The sequence below is a fragment of the Nocardia brasiliensis IFM 10847 genome (assembly GCF_000710915.1).
Taxonomy (GTDB): domain Bacteria; phylum Actinomycetota; class Actinomycetes; order Mycobacteriales; family Mycobacteriaceae; genus Nocardia; species Nocardia brasiliensis_A.
Window position 1 is genome coordinate 1 of record NZ_BAUA01000041.1, and the last position, 16808, is coordinate 16808.

17 protein-coding genes are annotated in these 16808 nt (G+C 69.9%); 14 read left to right on the forward strand and 3 right to left on the reverse strand.

Features of this window, described 5'->3' with window-relative positions:
• A partial coding sequence (locus NBRGI_RS07760) for a 3-oxoacyl-[acyl-carrier-protein] synthase III C-terminal domain-containing protein (protein WP_029893994.1) occupies window positions 1–187 on the forward strand: 187 nt, incomplete at its 5' end.
• A gap of 67 nt (window positions 188–254) precedes the next feature.
• Here the strand turns inward: NBRGI_RS07760 and NBRGI_RS07765 are convergent.
• Window positions 255–941: an SIMPL domain-containing protein gene (locus NBRGI_RS07765; RefSeq protein ID WP_051727564.1), complete on the reverse strand. Its 687-nt coding sequence runs from the start codon at window positions 939–941 to the stop codon at window positions 255–257.
• Between the two features lie 86 nt (window positions 942–1027).
• Window positions 1028–1483, reverse strand: a complete 456-nt coding sequence (locus NBRGI_RS07770) for an SRPBCC family protein (RefSeq protein WP_029893998.1) — start codon at window positions 1481–1483, stop codon at window positions 1028–1030.
• A 198-nt stretch (window positions 1484–1681) separates the two neighbouring features.
• Between NBRGI_RS07770 and NBRGI_RS48035 the strand changes: the two genes are divergently transcribed.
• The 13 genes from NBRGI_RS48035 to mnhG all read left to right on the forward strand — a co-directional run bounded on the left by NBRGI_RS48035 (window position 1682) and on the right by mnhG (window position 15935).
• Window positions 1682–1843 carry a hypothetical protein gene (locus NBRGI_RS48035; protein WP_156055098.1) on the forward strand — a complete coding sequence of 54 codons (162 nt, stop codon included), beginning with the start codon at window positions 1682–1684 and terminating at the stop codon, window positions 1841–1843.
• A 66-nt stretch (window positions 1844–1909) separates the two neighbouring features.
• Window positions 1910–3577, forward strand: a complete 1668-nt coding sequence (locus NBRGI_RS07780) for an FAD-dependent oxidoreductase (protein WP_029894000.1) — start codon at window positions 1910–1912, stop codon at window positions 3575–3577.
• A gap of 15 nt (window positions 3578–3592) precedes the next feature.
• Window positions 3593–5095, forward strand: coding sequence for an ATP-binding protein (locus tag NBRGI_RS07785; RefSeq protein ID WP_029894002.1), 1503 nt, complete (start codon window positions 3593–3595; stop codon window positions 5093–5095).
• Complete coding sequence (locus NBRGI_RS07790) at window positions 5092–5445, forward strand: UBP-type zinc finger domain-containing protein (protein WP_029894004.1); 354 nt, start codon at window positions 5092–5094, stop codon at window positions 5443–5445. Before NBRGI_RS07785 ends, NBRGI_RS07790 begins: the two co-directional genes overlap by 4 nt.
• 104 nt (window positions 5446–5549) lie before the next feature.
• A complete protein-coding gene (locus NBRGI_RS07795) occupies window positions 5550–5969 on the forward strand; it encodes a hypothetical protein (protein ID WP_029894005.1) in 420 nt (139 codons plus the stop codon).
• Window positions 5970–6005: 36 nt separating this feature from the next.
• Window positions 6006–8306 (forward strand): AAA family ATPase, encoded by a 2301-nt coding sequence (locus NBRGI_RS07800; RefSeq protein WP_029894007.1) that lies wholly within the window; start codon window positions 6006–6008, stop codon window positions 8304–8306.
• Window positions 8307–8441: 135 nt separating this feature from the next.
• Window positions 8442–9734 carry a hypothetical protein gene (locus NBRGI_RS07805; protein ID WP_029894009.1) on the forward strand — a complete coding sequence of 431 codons (1293 nt, stop codon included), beginning with the start codon at window positions 8442–8444 and terminating at the stop codon, window positions 9732–9734.
• A 111-nt stretch (window positions 9735–9845) separates the two neighbouring features.
• Window positions 9846–12755 (forward strand): Na+/H+ antiporter subunit A, encoded by a 2910-nt coding sequence (locus NBRGI_RS07810; protein ID WP_029894011.1) that lies wholly within the window; start codon window positions 9846–9848, stop codon window positions 12753–12755.
• Window positions 12752–13135 carry a Na(+)/H(+) antiporter subunit C gene (locus NBRGI_RS07815; RefSeq protein ID WP_014988725.1) on the forward strand — a complete coding sequence of 128 codons (384 nt, stop codon included), beginning with the start codon at window positions 12752–12754 and terminating at the stop codon, window positions 13133–13135. The genes NBRGI_RS07810 and NBRGI_RS07815 overlap by 4 nt, the downstream gene beginning before the upstream one ends.
• The gene (locus tag NBRGI_RS07820; protein ID WP_029894014.1) at window positions 13132–14748 is read left to right on the forward strand and encodes a Na+/H+ antiporter subunit D; all 1617 of its coding nucleotides are present in this window, start codon (window positions 13132–13134) and stop codon (window positions 14746–14748) included. The genes NBRGI_RS07815 and NBRGI_RS07820 overlap by 4 nt, the downstream gene beginning before the upstream one ends.
• Window positions 14745–15314 (forward strand): Na+/H+ antiporter subunit E, encoded by a 570-nt coding sequence (locus NBRGI_RS07825; RefSeq protein WP_051727565.1) that lies wholly within the window; start codon window positions 14745–14747, stop codon window positions 15312–15314. The genes NBRGI_RS07820 and NBRGI_RS07825 overlap by 4 nt, the downstream gene beginning before the upstream one ends.
• Window positions 15311–15571 (forward strand): monovalent cation/H+ antiporter complex subunit F, encoded by a 261-nt coding sequence (locus tag NBRGI_RS07830; protein ID WP_029894019.1) that lies wholly within the window; start codon window positions 15311–15313, stop codon window positions 15569–15571. Before NBRGI_RS07825 ends, NBRGI_RS07830 begins: the two co-directional genes overlap by 4 nt.
• A 31-nt stretch (window positions 15572–15602) precedes the next feature.
• Window positions 15603–15935 carry a monovalent cation/H(+) antiporter subunit G gene (gene mnhG / locus NBRGI_RS07835; RefSeq protein WP_014988729.1) on the forward strand — a complete coding sequence of 111 codons (333 nt, stop codon included), beginning with the start codon at window positions 15603–15605 and terminating at the stop codon, window positions 15933–15935.
• Between the two features lie 20 nt (window positions 15936–15955).
• Here the strand turns inward: mnhG and NBRGI_RS07840 are convergent.
• Window positions 15956–16808 (reverse strand): phosphatase PAP2 family protein (locus tag NBRGI_RS07840; protein WP_036557937.1); only part of this gene is annotated, 853 nt, incomplete at its 5' end.

The window sequence follows — 16808 nt, forward strand, 5'->3', positions numbered from 1 at the left end:
CATCCCGCTCGCGATGGAATCGCTGCTGCGCAAGGGCCAGTCACAGCCGGGCGACACCGCGCTGCTCATCGCCTTCGGCGCCGGGCTGTCCTACGCGGCCCAGGTCGTGACGCTGCCCCGGTTCGCCGCGCCCGCCGCACCGATCCCCGCCGCGGCCGACCCCGTCACCGCGGACGCCACCGTCTGACGCGGCCAGGCCTCGAACTCCGGCCAGCGCAGCCACCGAGCCCCGGCTGACGCGGCCACCGGGCTCGCTAGCGCAGTCCCCAGGTGACCTTCACCGTGAACGTCACCGTCTGCGTGCCCGGTTCCAGCGGGACCGATTGCGGTGCCGCGTCCCGGGCGGAGTACTTGGGGCTCTCGTCGCGGTCGCTCGCCTCGCTGATGGTGATCACCCCGCTCAGCTGCACCCCGGCGAGCACCGCGTACTGCTCGGCGCGGGCCTTCGCGTCGGCGAACGCCCGGGCCCGGGCGTCGGCCAGCAGCTGCGAGTTGTCGTCGATCGCGAAAGATACGCCGCGTAACCGGGTTTCGTTGCCGCCCGCGGCGATCGCCGCGTCGAGCACACCCGAGGCCTTGGTCAGCTCGCGCACGACCACCCGGACCGAGTTTCCAGCGCGGTAGCCGATCACCGTGCTGTCGGATCCGGCCGCGTACTGCGGCTGGATGGAGACGTCGGTGGTGCGCACGTCCTCGCGGGCCACCCCGGCCTCGACCATGGCGTCGGTCATCGCCTTGGCCTTCTCGTTCGCCTTGGCGATGGCGGCCGAGACCTTGTCCGCGCTCACCTCCACCCCGAGGTCGGCATTCAAGATGTCCGGGGCGCCGCGCACCTGGCCGGTGCCGACGACGGTGACATCGCGTGCGGGTCCGGACTCGTCCTTACCGCAGCCCGTCATCAACACGGCGCTCGCGGCGACGGCGGCCGCGCATTGCGTCATTCGTCGCATACTCCGGCAACGTACGCGCCCGGACGCGCCCGCCGTGGGCGAACCGCCGGACATCGGCGGCTCCGCGCGCGAAGTCCTCAGCGCTGCGCCTCGACCGCGGCTTTGATCTGCTCCAGGGTTTCGGTCATGCCGCGGACCAGCGCCGACTCGAACGGCACTTCGCCGCCGAGCTTGGTGGCGATCAGCTTGCGCGACAACCACGTGGTGCCGCGCGACATATCGCGGCGCTCCACCAGCCGGGTGCCCGTCGCGGTCGGCTCGAGCGTATAACTCCAGATCGAGCGATTCTCGTTGATCCGAAAGGCGAACACCTGGTTCGGTTCGAAACGCACTATGCGCCCGGTGGTCGGCCAATACTGCTTGCCGTCGGTATTCAGGTGCAGCGTCCAGGTGCCCTTCTTGGTCGGGCCGAGCTGCACAATCCGCACCAGTTGCGGGCTGAACTCGGGCATCCGCTTCAGGTCCGCGACGACGGACCACACCCGCTCCGGCGGGGCGGAAATGTCAATGGCGGCTTCGAGATTCTGCGGCAAGGGTGCCTCCGGTTCCGAGGGGGCCGGTGGATACCTGGCCGAACTTGTTTCATGGTTTATGCGTATTTTAATCAGAAGACAGTTGGATCACATTCAGCATGTTGCGCGCCGACTTCGGTAATGCCGAGCGCACAATGCGGGATAGACGAAGCAACGACACAGCCTCGAGCTTTCCCGTCCAACGTGAGGTGATCGGCCGTGAAACTGCGCTCTCTCTTACATCGTCGACATGCGGATCACGTTCCGCTGCTGCCCGGCGGCGAGACCGAAGGCGGCACCGCCCGCGGCCCTTCGCCGGAGAATCTCGAACGCCTGCTGACCAACGATGAACTCGACCTCATCCGGCACCACCTGCTCTGACCGCCCACACGTCCGCCTCGAGCGAACGTTGACGCCCCGTTTTGCACGACCGTCCATACTCGATAGGTGACTTCACCCGCTGCCACGAAACCGGCCATCCTGAGCGTCGACGATGATCCCGGCGTTTCCCGCGCGGTTGTCCGCGACCTGCGCCGCCGCTATGGGGCCGAATACCGGATTCTGCGCGCGGAATCGGGCGCGCAGGCGCTCGAGGCGTTGCGTGAGATGAAATTGCGCGGCCAGCCGGTCGCGGTCTTGATCGCCGATTACCGGATGCCGGGCATGGACGGCATCGAATTCCTCGAGCAGGCCATGGACCTGCACCCGTATGCCCGCCGCGTACTGCTGACCGCGTACGCCGACACCAGCGCCGCGATCAACGCCATCAACGTGGTGGATCTGGATCACTATCTGCTCAAGCCGTGGGACCCGCCGGAGGAGAAGCTGTATCCGGTGCTGGACGGGTTGCTCGACGCCTGGCGCAGCAGCGAGCACCGGCCGGTGACCGAGACCAAGGTGGTCGGCAACCGCTGGTCGCCGCGCTCCTCCGAGGTGCGTGAGTTCCTGGCCCGCAACCAGCTGCCCTACCGGTGGTATCTGGCCGACGAGCCGGAGGGCGCGCGACTGCTGGAGGCCGCGGGCGCCGATCCCGAACGCTGTCCGGTGGTGATCACGGCGGGCGGCGACGCGCTGGTCCAGCCGTCGGACAGCGTGCTCGCGGAGAACGTCGGCCTCACCGTGAACGCGACCGGCGATTTCTACGATCTGATCGTGGTCGGCGGCGGCCCGGCCGGGCTGGGCGCCGCGGTGTACGGCGCCTCCGAAGGCCTGCGCACGGTCCTGGTGGAGCGCACGGCGACCGGCGGACAAGCCGGGCAGAGCTCGCGCATCGAGAACTACCTCGGCTTCCCCGACGGTGTCTCGGGTGCTCAGCTGGCCGATCGGGCCCGCCGCCAGGCGGCCAAGTTCGGCGCCGAGGTGATCACCACCCGTGAGGTGGTCGGGCTGGAGGTGAACGGTTCGGCGCGCACGGTCCGCTTCGCCGACGGCGGCCGGCTGTGCGCGCACACGGTGATCATCGCGACCGGCGTGGACTACCGCAGGCATCCGGCGCCCGGCGTCGACGAGTTCACCGGACGCGGCGTGTACTACGGCTCGGCGATGACCGAGGCCGCCGAATGCGCCGATCGCGACGTCTACATCGTGGGCGGCGCGAACTCCGCGGGCCAGGCCGCGGTGTTCCTGTCGCGCAACGCGAAGACGGTGCATCTGGTGGTGCGCGCGGACTCGCTGGACAAGTCCATGTCGCACTACCTGATCCAGCAGATCGCGCAGATCCCGAACATCAAGGTGCACACCAACACCGAGGTGAGCGGCGCCGACGGCGACGACCACCTGCAGCAGATCGTGCTGCGCGACAACGTCTCCGGCAACGAGGAGAAGGCCGAGGCCGAGCGGTTGTTCTTGTTCATCGGCGCCGCACCGCAAACCGAGTGGCTCGACGGCACGGTCAAGCGGGACACGGCCGGATACGTGCTGGCCGGGCCCGACCTGATCGTCGACGGCGCGCGCCCGGCGGGCTGGGAACTACCCAGGCCCCCACATCATTTGGAGACGAGCGTGCCCGGCGTGTTCGTGGCAGGCGACGTGCACGCCGATTCGGCCAAGCGCGTCGCGTCCGCGGTCGGCGAGGGTGCGATGGCCGTGATGCTCGTGCACCGGTACCTCGCGTAAACAGGAGGCTGGCAGATGAATTCGAACGACACCGCGGACCGCAGCAGCCGCCTGGTCTGCGATCCCGCGGAACTACGCACGCTGTTCCTGTTCGAGAAATTGAACGACGAGCAGCTGGACTGGCTGTGCCGGGACGGGCGGGTCGAGACGATCGAGCCCGGGCTGGTCTTCCGCGAGGGCGACCCGGCCACCTGCTTCTACGTGCTGATGGACGGCGAGGTCGTGCTGACCAAGCTGTCCGGCGGCACGGAGATCGAGCTGGTGCGCACCCAGCACCACGGCTCCTACGCGGGCGCGTGGAGCGCCTACCTCGGCGACAAGGTCGACCAGACCTACAACAGCTCGATGTCGGTGACCCGGCCGTCCCGGTTCTATGTGCTGGACGCCGCGATCTTCGCGCAGATGATGCAGGACTGGTTCCCGATGGCGGTACACCTGCTCGAGGGCGTGTTCTTCGGAAACCGCAACGCCAACGCCCGGGTCGGCCAGCGCGAGCGGCTGCTCGCGCTGGGCTCGTTGTCGGCGGGTCTGACCCACGAGCTGAACAATCCGGCCGCGGCCGCGGTACGGGCCACCTCCGGCCTGCGCGAACGGGTCGCGGGCATGCGGCACAAGTTGGCCATGATGGCCGACGGCAAGTTCGACACGGCGTCCCTCGGCGCACTGGTGCGGTTGCAGGAGGAGGCGGCGGCGCAGGTGGCCAAGGCACCCGAGCTGACCCCGATGGAGGCCGCCGACCGCGAGGACGTGCTCGGCGAATGGCTCGACGAGCACGGCATCATCGACGGCTGGAACCTGGCGCCGAACTTCGTGCAGGCCGGCTTCGACGTGGACTGGCTCGAGCGGGTGGCCGGCACTCTGGAGGGCTGCACCGACCAGGTGTTCCAAGGCGCGATCCGCTGGTTGAACTACACCATCGAGACCGAGCTGATGATGAACGAGATCGCGGACTCGACCACCCGGATCTCGTCCCTGGTGAACGCGGCCAAGCAGTACTCGCAGATGGACCGGGCGCCGTTCCAGGTGGTGGACATCCACGATCTGCTCGACAGCACACTGGTGATGCTGAGCCGCAAGATCGGCGACGGCGTCGAGGTGGTCAAGGAGTACGACCGCGCGCTGCCCGAAGTGCCGTGCTACGCCGCGGAATTGAATCAGGTGTGGACCAACCTGATCGACAACGCGGTGTACGCGATGCAGGGCCGGGGCACGCTCACCATTCGCACCCGGCACGAAAACGACTGCGCCGTCATCGAAATCGGCGATACCGGGCCCGGTATCCCGGAGCAGGTGCGCAGCCGGATCTTCGAACCGTTCTTCACCACCAAGCCGATGGGCGAGGGCACCGGCCTCGGGCTCGACATCTCGTTCCGGATCGTGGTGAACAAGCACGACGGCGATATCCAGGTCGACTCCGAACCCGGCAACACGCGGTTCACGGTGTGGTTGCCGCTGAACCGCAACGCGGACAATCCCACCGACGAAGCGAACGCACCGACCGCAGGAGAGCAACGATGACACAGGAACTGGAAGGCATCGACCCGGCAGTGGCGCCGAGCGGCACCGGGTGCGTGGAATGCGAACAGGCACAAGGCTGGTGGGTGCATCTGCGCCGGTGCGCGCAGTGCGGGCACATCGGTTGTTGTGACACGTCTCCGGAGCAGCACGCGAGCAAGCACGCGAAAGACACCGGCCACCCGTTCATTCAGAGCTTCGAGCCGGGCGAGGACTGGTACTGGAACTTCCGGACCGAGGAAATGTACGGCGACGGACCCGAACTCGCGCCGCCGACCAGTCACCCCGCCGAGCAGAGCGCCCCGGGCCCGCGCGGCCGGGTGCCCGCGGACTGGCGGGCACACATCCACTGATCCCGCGCAAACCGGTACGCTGCACCGAGCACGCCGCGGGCCTGGCACTCGACCGGGACCCGGGGCGGGCTATTTCCACAGCAACCCATCGGGGAAAGCACGGTATGAAGCGAACTTCCGCCATCGTCCTCGCCGCCGGGACGGTGGCCTTGGTGCTGGCCGGTTGCGGCCAGTCCTCGACCGATTCCAGCACCGCCGACGGCCCGCGGCAGAGCAGCTCGAGCAGTGCCGCGGCCGCGGCGCCGAGTGCGCCCGCCGGGGCGAGCAACTCCGCGACACCGGGCAACACCGCGCCCGGCAGCGCCGCCGCCGACCCGTCGAAGACCACCTGCGCCGAGTTCAAGAAACTGGACAACGAGGCGGAGAAGGCGCTGATCGAACAGCTGCTCGCGCAGCATCCGGACAGCACGTTCGCGGGCAGCCCGAATGTCGCGCTCGGCACCGCGAAGCTGGTCTGCCTGTCCGGCAGCGTGGCCGAGACGCCGGTCGCGGTCGCCGCCGGGATCGTCGCGAAGAACAACTAGGCCCTGTCTCGAAGTCCGGCGCGGCAGAATGGCACGGTGGCAGAACTAGCGCTCACCGCTCGATGGAATCCGTCCGCGGCCGATGCCCGGCGCGGCGTGGTGCGCCTGCATCCGGAGGCCCTGGCCGCGCTCGGCCTGCGGGAGTGGGACGGTATCGCGCTGGTCGGCTCGCGGCGCACGGCCGCGGTGGTCGGCGTCGCGCCCGCGGGCACGCCGGCCGGCGTCGCGTTGCTCGACGACGTGACGCTGTCCAATGCCGGGCTGCGGGAGAACGCGACCGTGGTCGTCGCACCGGTCACCGTGTACGGGGCGAAACAGATCTCGGTGAGCGGTTCGGTGCAGGCGACCCGGACCATCCCGGCGGCCACCCTGCGCCAAGCACTGCTCGGCAAGGTGGTCACCGTCGGCGACGCGGTCTCGCTGCTGCCGCGCGATCTGGGCCCCGACATCAGTTCCGCCGCTGCCTCGCAAGCACTTTCACGCACCTTCGGCATCGCCTGGACCACCGAGTTGCTCACCGTCACCGCCACCGATCCGCGCGGGCCGGTCAGCGTGCAGCCGAACACCGCGGTGGTGTGGGGCGCGGGGGTGGTCGCGGCCCGCGACGCCGCCGATCGGGCTTCGGCCGGGGGGCCCGTCCCCACGGGCACCGCCGCCCACGCTGCGACCGAGGCCGCCGCCTTCGACGGCGCGGCCGCCGTGAACGGCGCGCCGGCGGGCCGGCACGGGGCGGTGCGCGACACCGCACCGCGGATCACGGTGAAGGATCTCGCGGGCGCGCACAGTCAGGCGACCAAGCTCACCGAGTGGCTGAGCCTGGCTCTCGACGAACCGGAGCTGCTCAAAACCCTCGGCGCCACACCGCATCTCGGCGTCTTGATCACCGGTCCGGCCGGCGTCGGCAAGGCGACGCTGGCGCGCGCGGTCACCGCGCCGCGGCGCATCGTCGAGCTCGACGGACCGACCATCGGCGCGGCCGAGAGCGGCACCCGGTTACGCGAGGTCGCCGAGGCGGTCGCCGACGCCTGCTCGGGACAGGGCGGGATCCTGCTCGTCACCGATATCGACGCGCTGCTGCCCGCGCAGGCCGAACCGGTCGCCACGCTCATCCTGGATCAGCTGCGGGCCGCGGTCGCCGAACCGTGCGTCGCCTTCCTGGCCACCACCGCGCATCCCGCCGATGTCGATGCCCGGCTGCGCGCGCCCGATCTCTGCGACCGCGAACTCGCGTTGGCGCTGCCCACCGCCGCGGTGCGCAAGTCGCTGCTGGAGCAGTTGCTGCGCCAGGTACCCGTCGCCGAGCTGCGCCTCGATGATATCGCCGCGCGCACACCGGGTTTCGTGGTCTCCGATCTGGCCGCCCTGTGCCGGGAGGCGGCATTGCGCGCGGCGTCGCGGGCGAGCAAGGAGCACACCGATCCGCAGCTGACCCAACCGGATCTGCTCGACGCGCTGACCGTGATCCGCCCGCTGTCCCGTTCCGGCCTGGACGAACCCGCCATCGGCAGCCTCACCCTGGACGAGGTCGGCGATATGGTCGAGACCAAGCAGGCGCTGACCGAAACCGTGTTGTGGCCGCTGCGGCATCCGGATTCGTTCGCGCGCCTGGGCATCGACCCGCCGCGCGGCGTGCTGCTCTACGGCCCGCCCGGCTGCGGCAAGACCTTCCTGGTGCGCGCGCTGGCGAGCACCGGTCAGCTCAGCGTGCACACCGTCAAGGGCGCCGAACTGATGGACAAGTGGGTCGGTTCGTCCGAGCGCGCGGTACGCGAATTGTTCCAGCGCGCCCGCGATTCCGCGCCGTCGCTGATCTTCCTCGACGAGGTCGACGCGCTCGCCCCGCGCCGCGGGCAGAGCAGCGACTCCGGGGTCGGCGATCGGGTGGTGGCCGCGCTGCTCACCGAGCTGGACGGGGTGGAACCGCTGCGCGATGTCGTGGTGCTCGGCGCGACGAACCGGCCCGAGCTGATCGATCCGGCGCTGCTGCGACCGGGACGGCTGGAGCGGCTGGTCTTCGTGCCGCCGCCGGACAGCGCGGCCCGGCTGGCGATTCTGCGGACGGCGGGTCGCTCGGTGCCGCTGGCCGGTGATGTCGATCTGCCCACGCTGGCCCGTACGCTCGACGGGTTCTCCGCGGCCGACTGCGCCGCACTGTTGCGCGAGGCGGCGCTGGCGGCGATGCGCCGCGACGTCGAGGCCGCCGACGTCACCGCCGCCGACGTGGCCGCGGCACGAACTGTCGTCCGGCCGTCGCTGGACCCGCTCCAGGTCGAATCGCTGCGCCGGTACGCCGAAAACAGAGGCCAGCCGACCAGCAGCGAGGGGCGCTACCTATAGCCGTCGACGATCAGATGGCAAACGCGCCGTAAACGACGCCTTTCTGCCGTTGTGCACAACTCGACATACCTCGGCAAAGTGACGGCAATCACAGGCTGACCCGATGGGCGCAGGTATGTTCGGCACGTGCGACGGATGGGTGATGCGTTCGACGCGGTCACGGTCTTCTTCGGAGCCGCGGTCGCGGGTGTGACGCTGTTCCTGCCGGTCACCTTCAGCACGGTCCGCGACAGCACGCCCTACCGGATCACCAACCTGATCAGCAGCGTGCCGCGCGGCGCCGCCATCGGCGTGATCGTCGCGGTCGCCGTCGCGGTGATCGTGTGCACCGCCGCCCGCCCGGCCACCGCCTGGCTGACCGCCCTGCTCGGCGCGATCGCACAGCTGGTCAACCACATTGCGGGGGAACAGGTTTCCTCCGCCGACATGCTGACCACGCAGAACTACATCGACTCGGTGTGCGCCGGGGTCGTGCTCGGCGCGCTCGGCGCCGCGGTGCTGCGCCGAACGCTGCCCGCGGCGGGTCTGGCGCTCGGCGGCGTCGGCTTCTTCGTGTTCAGCGACCTCTCGGACCTGCTGCACATCGATCTGGATCCCTACGCCGTGCTGGAAACCCCGCCGCGCTGGCTGATCGCCGTGATGCTGGTGCTGCTCGTCTTCAGCACCATGCGCAACTGGTCGGCCACCGTCGACCAGCCGCCGCGGATGGCGATCGAACTGCCGATCGCGCCGATCCTCGCGGCGATGGTGCTCGCGCTGGTGATCCTCGCCGTCACCGAGTGGCTGACCAAGCAGTTCAGCAATGCGCCCGCCATCGATCACGCGGTCGACATCGGGCTGGCCGCCGCGGCCACGGTCGCCGCGGCCACCGTGGCGGCCATGCTGCTGCCCGGCCGTGACGGCGCGGCCGTCTATCTCGCGGTCGCTTTGACCGCGGCCGCGGACGCGTTCGGCTACGTCCCCCGGCCGGGCTGGAGCGTATGGGGCATGGTCGCGCTCACCGCCATCGGCATCCTCGCGGGCGTCCGGATGCCGTCGATGACACTGGCCGTCACGCTGATCGCCGGGATCGCCGGCTTCGCCGTGCTGACCCCGCCGGACGCGAACTGGCTGCTGTTCACCGCGAGCAGCGCGGTCCTCGCGCTCACCGCAGGCTACTGCTGCGCCACCGCGCGACCGCGCTACGCGCCGAGCGGCGTGCTGGCGCTGTCGGCCCTCTATCTGCCTTCGGTGGTGACCGCCCTGCCGGATACCGACAAGGCCTGGCACACACCCGAGGCGTCCGGCTACAACAGCACGCCGGGCCGCGCCGCCCTGGCGATCGCGCTCGGCAGCGCGGTCGGCCTCGCCGTGCTGTACCGGTTGCGGCCCCGCGGGCGGCCGCGGGCGAGCGGATCGACGACCGACGCCGCGTTAGCGGATATATAGCCTGACCAGCGCCGGATGGCCGACGCCATACTCGGCGGGGAGCAGAAAGTCCCAGGCTCCAAGTAGGATTGTCCCGCACGACCCCGCCGCCCCTACCGGACGGAGTGCAGTTTGCTCGCAATCCTGCTCGCCATCGCCGCCGCCGCGCTCGTCGCACCGCTGTGGGTGAAGGCACTGGGGCGCAACGCTTTCTACGTACTGGCACTGGTGCCGCTCGGCTGCCTGGGCTGGGTGATCGCGAATTGGGGTAGCACACAGCAGGTTCGGCTCGCCTGGGCGCCGAGCATCGCGATGAACATCGACCTGCGCTTCGATTCGCTCGCCGCGATCATGGCGGTGCTGGTGCTGGGCATCGGCGCCCTGATCCTGGTCTACTGCGCCCGATATTTCGAGGACGACGAGCCGCGGCTGGGGGTGTTCGCCGCCGAACTGGTCGGCTTCGCCGGCGCCATGTTCGGGCTCGTGACGAGCGACAACATGTTGCTGCTGTTCGTCTTCTGGGAAGTGACGACCGTGCTGTCGTTCCTGCTCGTCGGCCACAACGCCGAACAGGCGAACAGCAGGCGGGCCGCGATCCAGGCCCTGCTGGTGACCGCCGCCGGCGGGCTGGCGATGCTCGTCGGCCTGATCGTGCTCGGCGAGGTGAGCGGCAGCTACCTGCTCTCCGAGCTGCTGGCCCGGACCGATCCGCCCAGCGGTCTCGCGGTGAACGTGGCGCTGGTGCTGATCCTGGTCGGCGCGCTCAGCAAGTCCGCCGTGGTGCCGCTGCACTTCTGGTTGCCCGGCGCGATGGCGGCGCCGACTCCGGTCAGCGCGTATCTGCACGCCGCGGCCATGGTGAAGGCCGGCGTCTACCTGGTGGCGCGGCTGGCCCCGGTGTTCGCGGACAACCCGGTCTGGCATCCGCTCGTGCTCACCCTCGGCGTGGCCTCGATGCTGCTCGCCGGGTTGCGCGCGATGGAGGTGACCGACCTGAAACTGGTGCTCGCGTTCGGCACGGTGAGCCAGCTCGGCTTCCTGATCGTGCTGGTCGGCGTCGGCACCCCGGCGGCGGCGCTGGCCGGGGTCGCCCTGATCGTGGCGCACGCGCTGTTCAAAGCCTGCCTGTTCATGGTGGTCGGCATCATCGATCACAGCGCGGGCACCAGGGACCTGCGCCGGCTCTCCGGGCTCGGCCGCACGGCGCCGGTGCTGTGCGGCATCGCCGTGCTCGCCGCGTTGAGCATGGCGGGCCTGCCGCCGCTGGTCGGCTTCGTCGGAAAGGAGAGCGCGCTCGGCGCCATCCTGGACGCGGACAACCTCGCCGAACCGGCCAGGGTGGCGCTCGCCGTCGGCGTGGTGCTCGGCTCGATGCTGACCGTCGGCTACAGCATCCGCTTCGTCTGGGGCGCGTTCGCGGACAAGCCGGGACAGCCGACCCCGCACGGTGCGCACCGGGCCCGCCGCGTCACCGAATACCTCGACGCGTCCGGCACCGCGACCGACGACAAGCCCGATCACCAAGGCGATTGGCACGCCCCCGGCGCGCTGTTCCTGGCCGCGCCCGCGGTCCTCGCGGTGGCGAGCCTGGTCGCGGGTCTGGCCGCGCCCGGGCTGGACCGGCTGTTGAGCCCCTACGCGAAAACGCTGCCGGAGGAACTGCTTTCGCACCTGGCGCTCTGGCACGGCGTGAATCTCGCACTGCTGCTGACCGTTCTGGTGATCGCGGGCGGTATCGCGCTGTTCCAGCTGCGCGACCGGCTCCGCGACCCGGCGCATCCGCGCCTGGGCAACGCCGACCGCGCCTACGACGCCACGCTGCGCGCGATGGACCGGCTGTCGCTGCGGATGACCGGCGCGGTGCAGCGCGGCTCGTTGCCGTTGAGCCAGGCGACGATCCTCAGCACGCTGATCATCCTGCCCGCCGTCCTGCTCGCGGTCGGCACCCGCACCGGAGTCGAACTGCGCCTGTGGGATTCGCCGCTGCAGGCGGTGATCGGCGGCATCATGATCGCGATGGCGCTCGGCGCGACCGTGCTGCGCAACCGGCTGGCCGGCGTGCTGGTGGTCGGCGTCACCGGTTACGGCTGCGGCGTGATCTTCGCGCTGCACGGCGCGCCCGACCTGGCGCTCACCCAATTCCTGGTCGAGACGCTGACCCTGGTGATCTTCGTGCTGGTGCTGCGCGCCTTCCCCGCCGAGATCGAGGAGGGTAAGGCGACCGCGTTCAAGGCCCGCCGCGCGATCCTGGCGGCGCTGGTCGGCACGGCCGTCACGGTCTTCGGCGCGTTCGCCACCGCGGCCCGCACCGCCGAACCGATCTGGCACCGGATCCCCGACGCCGCATACCAATTCGGCGGCGGCAAGAACGCCGTCAATGTGCTGCTCGTCGATATCCGCGCGTGGGACACCCTCGGCGAGATCTCGGTGCTCGTGGTCGCGGCCACCGGTGTGGCCTCGCTGGTGTTCCGCAGCCGTCGCTTCGGCAGCGCGCCGCGCGCCGCCGATTCGCCGCACTACGACCCGGATCTGGTGAGCTGGCTGCCCGCCGGACGGCTGGTCGATCGCGCGGACCGGTCGATGGTCATGCAGATCACCACCCGTCTGGTGTTCCCGACCATCATGGTGCTGTCGGTGTATTTCTTCTTCTCCGGGCACAACGCGCCCGGCGGCGGGTTCGCGGGCGGTCTCACCGCCGGGCTGGCGCTGACGCTGCGCTATCTGGCGGGCGGGCGCTACGAGCTCGGCGAGGCGCTGCCGGTCGACGCGGGCCATCTGCTCGGCGCCGGACTCACCCTGGCCGCCGGAACCGCGGGCGTCTCACTGTTTTTCGGTGTGCCACCGCTGTCCTCCGCGATCTTCGAGGTGACGCTGCCGGTGCTCGGCCACGTCAAACTGGTGACCGCGCTGTTCTTCGATCTCGGCGTGTACCTGATCGTCGTCGGCCTGGTGCTCGACGTGCTGCGCAGCCTCGGCGCCCGCCTGGACAGCGAGCTTGCCACGAGCGAACCCGCCACGGCGAAGGGAGATCCCGCGTCATGACGGCGAATCTCACCCTGCTGATCGTGATCGGCGTGCTGGTCGCGTGCGGGGTCTATCTCATCCTCGAGCGCGCGGTGTCGAAGATGCTGCTCGGCATGATCCTGTTCGGCAATGCGGTGAACCTGCTGATCATCACGCTGGCCGGGCGGGACGGGCGCGCGCCGATCCAGGGTCAGACCGACACCACCCACCGCGACACCGCCGATCCGCTGGCTCAGGCGATGGTGCTCACCGCCATCGTCATCACCATGGGGATCGCGGCGTTCGTGCTCGCGCTCGCCTACCGCTCCTTCACGCTCACCACCACCGACGATGTCGAGAACGACCCGGACGACGTGGACGTGGCCCGCAGGCGCGAGCGAGAGGACCCGGAAGATTGAGCCTCTCCGCCGACCTGCTGCGCACCCTGATGCCGCTGCCCGTGCTGGTGCCGCTGCTCGCGGCCGCGGGCACGCTGGTCTTCGGTCGCAGGCCGCGCACGCAACGCGTGATCATGTTGAGCGCGCTCACCGCCGTGGTCGTCATCTGCGCTTTCCTGCTGTATCTGACCGACCGCCACGGCACCACCGCGGTACAGGTCGGCAACTGGGAGACACCGATCGGCATCACCCTGGTGGCGGATCGGCTGTCGGCGGCGATGCTGCTCGTCTCGTCCATCGTGCTGCTCGCCGTCGCGATCTACGGTGCGGGACAGAACATCCGCGACGGCGACCAGCGCCAGCCGACCTCGATCTACCGCCCCACCTATCTCGTGCTCACCGGCGGCGTCTCGGCCGCCTTCCTGGCCGGTGACCTGTTCAACCTGTTCGTCGGCTTCGAGATCCTGCTCGCCGCCTCGTTCGTGCTGCTGACCGTCGGCGGCACCGCCGCCCGCATCCGCGCCGGCGTCTCGTACGTGATGGTCTCGATGCTCGCCTCGCTGATCTTCCTGACCGGCATCGGCATGACCTACGCGGCCACCGGGACGTTGAACCTGGCCCAGCTGGCAGAGCGGATCGGGGCGGTGCCGGAGGGCATCCGCACGGCCATCTACGCGGTGCTGCTGGTGTCGTTCGGGATCAAGGCGGCGGTGTTCCCGCTGTCGAGCTGGCTGCCCGACTCCTACCCCACCGCGCCCGCACCCGTGACCGCGGTGTTCGCCGGGTTGCTCACCAAAGTCGGTGTGTACGCGATCATCCGGACGCATTCGCTGCTGTTCCCCGGCGGCGAATTCGAGTCCATCCTGCTGGTGTGCGGACTGCTCACCATGCTGATCGGCATCCTCGGCGCCATCGCGCAGAGCGATATCCGCAGGCTGCTGTCGTTCACACTGGTCAGCCACATCGGCTACATGGTGTTCGGCGTGGGGCTGGCCAGTGTGTCCGGCCTGGCCGGCGCGGTTTTCTATGTGGCGCACCACATTCTGGTGCAGACGGCGTTGTTCCTGGTGGTCGGCCTGATCGAGCGGCAGGCCGGCTCGACGTCGCTGCGCAGACTCGGCGGGCTGGCCGCGGCCAGCCCGGTGCTCGCCGTGCTGTTCCTGATACCGGCGCTGAATCTCGGTGGTATTCCACCGTTCTCGGGATTCATCGGCAAGGTAGCGCTGCTACAGGCGGGCGCGCAGGACGGCAGCGTGCTGGCCTGGGTGCTGGTAGGCGGCTCGGTGCTGACCAGCCTGCTCACGCTGTACACCGTCGCGCGGGTGTGGAGCAAAGCGTTCTGGCGGCCGCGCGCGGAGGCGCCGGAAGGGCACCTGTCCGCGGCGAATACGCCGACGCTGATCGAGGAATCGACCGACGTGCTGTACGACGAACGCACCGATCCCGGCCGGATGCCGCTGCCGATGGTCGCCTCCACCGCGGCCCTGGTCGCGGTGAGCCTCAGCCTGACGGTGCTCGCGGGCCCGATGCTGCGCATCGCCGACCGCGCCGCCGCGGATCTCGCCGACCCTGGCGTGTATATCACCGCGGTGCTGGGTGATTCGCTGCCCGCCGAGCCGGGAGGAAGCCGATGACCACGCAGCGTTGGCAGCGCGGGGTGAGCCGCGAGGGCGCGGTGCGCGTCGGCGTGCTGAGCTGGCTCACGGTGGTCTGGATCGCGCTGTGGGGCGATCTCAGCGTGGCCAATCTGCTGGCGGGGATCGCGGTGGGCGCGCTGATCATGGTGGCGCTGCCGCTGCCCCGGGTGCCGGTGGGCGGGCGGTTGCATCCGCTGTCACTGCTCCAATTGGTTTTCGTCGCTTCGTATTACGCGATCGAGTCGAGTGTGCAGGTGGCCTGGTTCGCGATCCGCCCGGCCGCGCCGCCGGTTTCCGGGGTGCTGCGGGTCTATCTGAGCACCAAATCCGATCTGGTGCTGGTGCTGTGCGTGGACCTGCTCAACCTGATCCCGGGCACCATGGTGCTCGAGATCGACCGGCGGCGCTGCGTGGTCTACGTCCACGTGCTCGACGTCAGCAGCGACGCAGCGGTGGACAAGTTCTACCGGACCACCCGGCGCCTGGAGAAACTGCTCATCTCGTCGTTCGAACGCCATGCCGAATGGCGTTCGGGCGCAACGCCCCCGGAGGTGCTCCCGTGACCGTCGTCGCCATCGTGGCCGGGGTGATGCTGACCGTTGCCGCCGCGCTCACCTGCTATCGCATCCTCGCCGGACCGAACACGCTGGACCGGGTGGTCGGCATCGACTCGCTGATGGCGATCGCCGCGTCCGGTCTCGCCGTCTGGGCGGCCTACAGCCAGGACACCACCCTGCTGCCCGCGATCATCGCGCTGGCCCTGGTCGGTTTTCTCGGCTCCGCCGCGGTATCCCGCTTCCGCGTCCGGGACGACCAGTGACCCGCACGCACCCGACCGCCGGAGGTGGCCGATGACCCTGTGGCAGTGGCTGTCCGCCGCGCTGATCCTGTTCGGCGCGACCCTCGCGCTCACCGCGGCGATCGCGATCGTGCGCTTCCCCGACACCCTCACCCGCATGCACGCCGCCACCAAACCCCAGGTGGTCGGCCTCATCCTGGTCCTCGCGGGCGCGGCCATCGAACTCTACGGCCACGGCAACGTCTGGGCGCTCGTCCTCGTCGGCCTCTTCACCCTGCTCACCGCCCCCGTAGTAGCCCACCTGATCGGCCGCACCGCCTACCGCGAACAACGCCACCGCGACGGCCTCCTCACCGTCAACGAACTGGGCAACGAGATCGACTGACCCTCGCAGGCGGAAACGGTTCAGTGGGTGACGGTTTCGAGCTCTTTGGGGGTGGTTTGGGAGCGGTTGGCGAACCAGGCGGCGTGAAAGGCGGCGGCGAGGCCGGCGAGCAGGGCGAGGACGACGGTGCCTGCGAGGACGGGGTATTCGGCCATCGAGACCGGCAGGAAACGGTAGGACAACAGCAGGGTGGCCAGGACCGCGAGGCCGCCCGCGACGAGGCGGATGCGGAACCAGCCCCAGCCGCGTTCGGGATCACGCAGCGCCGATTCCACGGTCAGGCAGAGCACCGCGCCGGCCACCAGGTCGACGCCGTAGTGATAGCCGAAGCCGAGGGTCGCGGTGAGCGTGGCCAGCAGCCAGAACGTGCCGCCCCAGCGCAGCCAGGCCGGCGCCGGACCGCCGTCGGTATCGCGACGGGTGTGCAGGAAGACCGACAGCGCCCAGGCCGTGTGCATGGACGGCATGCAGTTGCGCGGGGTCGCCGTGTCGAACGGCATCGGCATCGGGCTGCGGTCCAGCGGCGGCACCACGCCCGGCCAGAAGTTGCCGAGTTGCAGCCCGTGCCCGTCCGGCCCGAACGCGAACATCGGTCCCACCACGGGGAAGATCACATAGATGACCGGGCCGACCAGCCCGAGCACCAGAAACGTGCGCACCAGATAGTGACTCGGCCAGCGCCCGCTCGTGGCCACGCGGCGCAGCTGCCACACCGCGACCACGATCGCCGCGACCGGCAACTCGATGTACACCCAGTGCAGCACCGCGTACACGACGGGCCCCAGCACGTCCAGCACCCGGCCCATCACCCAGGACGGGTCACCGAGCGCGTGGTCGGCCAGCAGCACGTATTCGTCGAGCACCGTCGGCCTG

What these genes read in the sequence shown, in the direction of transcription:
- NBRGI_RS07765 (WP_051727564.1), bottom strand. Translation starts at nt 941, where the DNA reads ATGACGCAATGCGCGGCCGCCGTCGCCGCGAGCGCCGTGTTGATGACG.
- NBRGI_RS07785 (WP_029894002.1), top strand. Translation starts at nt 3,593, where the DNA reads ATGAATTCGAACGACACCGCGGACCGCAGCAGCCGCCTGGTCTGCGAT.
- NBRGI_RS07790 (WP_029894004.1), top strand. Translation starts at nt 5,092, where the DNA reads ATGACACAGGAACTGGAAGGCATCGACCCGGCAGTGGCGCCGAGCGGC.
- NBRGI_RS07795 (WP_029894005.1), top strand. Translation starts at nt 5,550, where the DNA reads ATGAAGCGAACTTCCGCCATCGTCCTCGCCGCCGGGACGGTGGCCTTG.
- NBRGI_RS07805 (WP_029894009.1), top strand. Translation starts at nt 8,442, where the DNA reads ATGGGTGATGCGTTCGACGCGGTCACGGTCTTCTTCGGAGCCGCGGTC.
- NBRGI_RS07815 (WP_014988725.1), top strand. Translation starts at nt 12,752, where the DNA reads ATGACGGCGAATCTCACCCTGCTGATCGTGATCGGCGTGCTGGTCGCG.
- NBRGI_RS07825 (WP_051727565.1), top strand. Translation starts at nt 14,745, where the DNA reads ATGACCACGCAGCGTTGGCAGCGCGGGGTGAGCCGCGAGGGCGCGGTG.
- mnhG (WP_014988729.1), top strand. Translation starts at nt 15,603, where the DNA reads ATGACCCTGTGGCAGTGGCTGTCCGCCGCGCTGATCCTGTTCGGCGCG.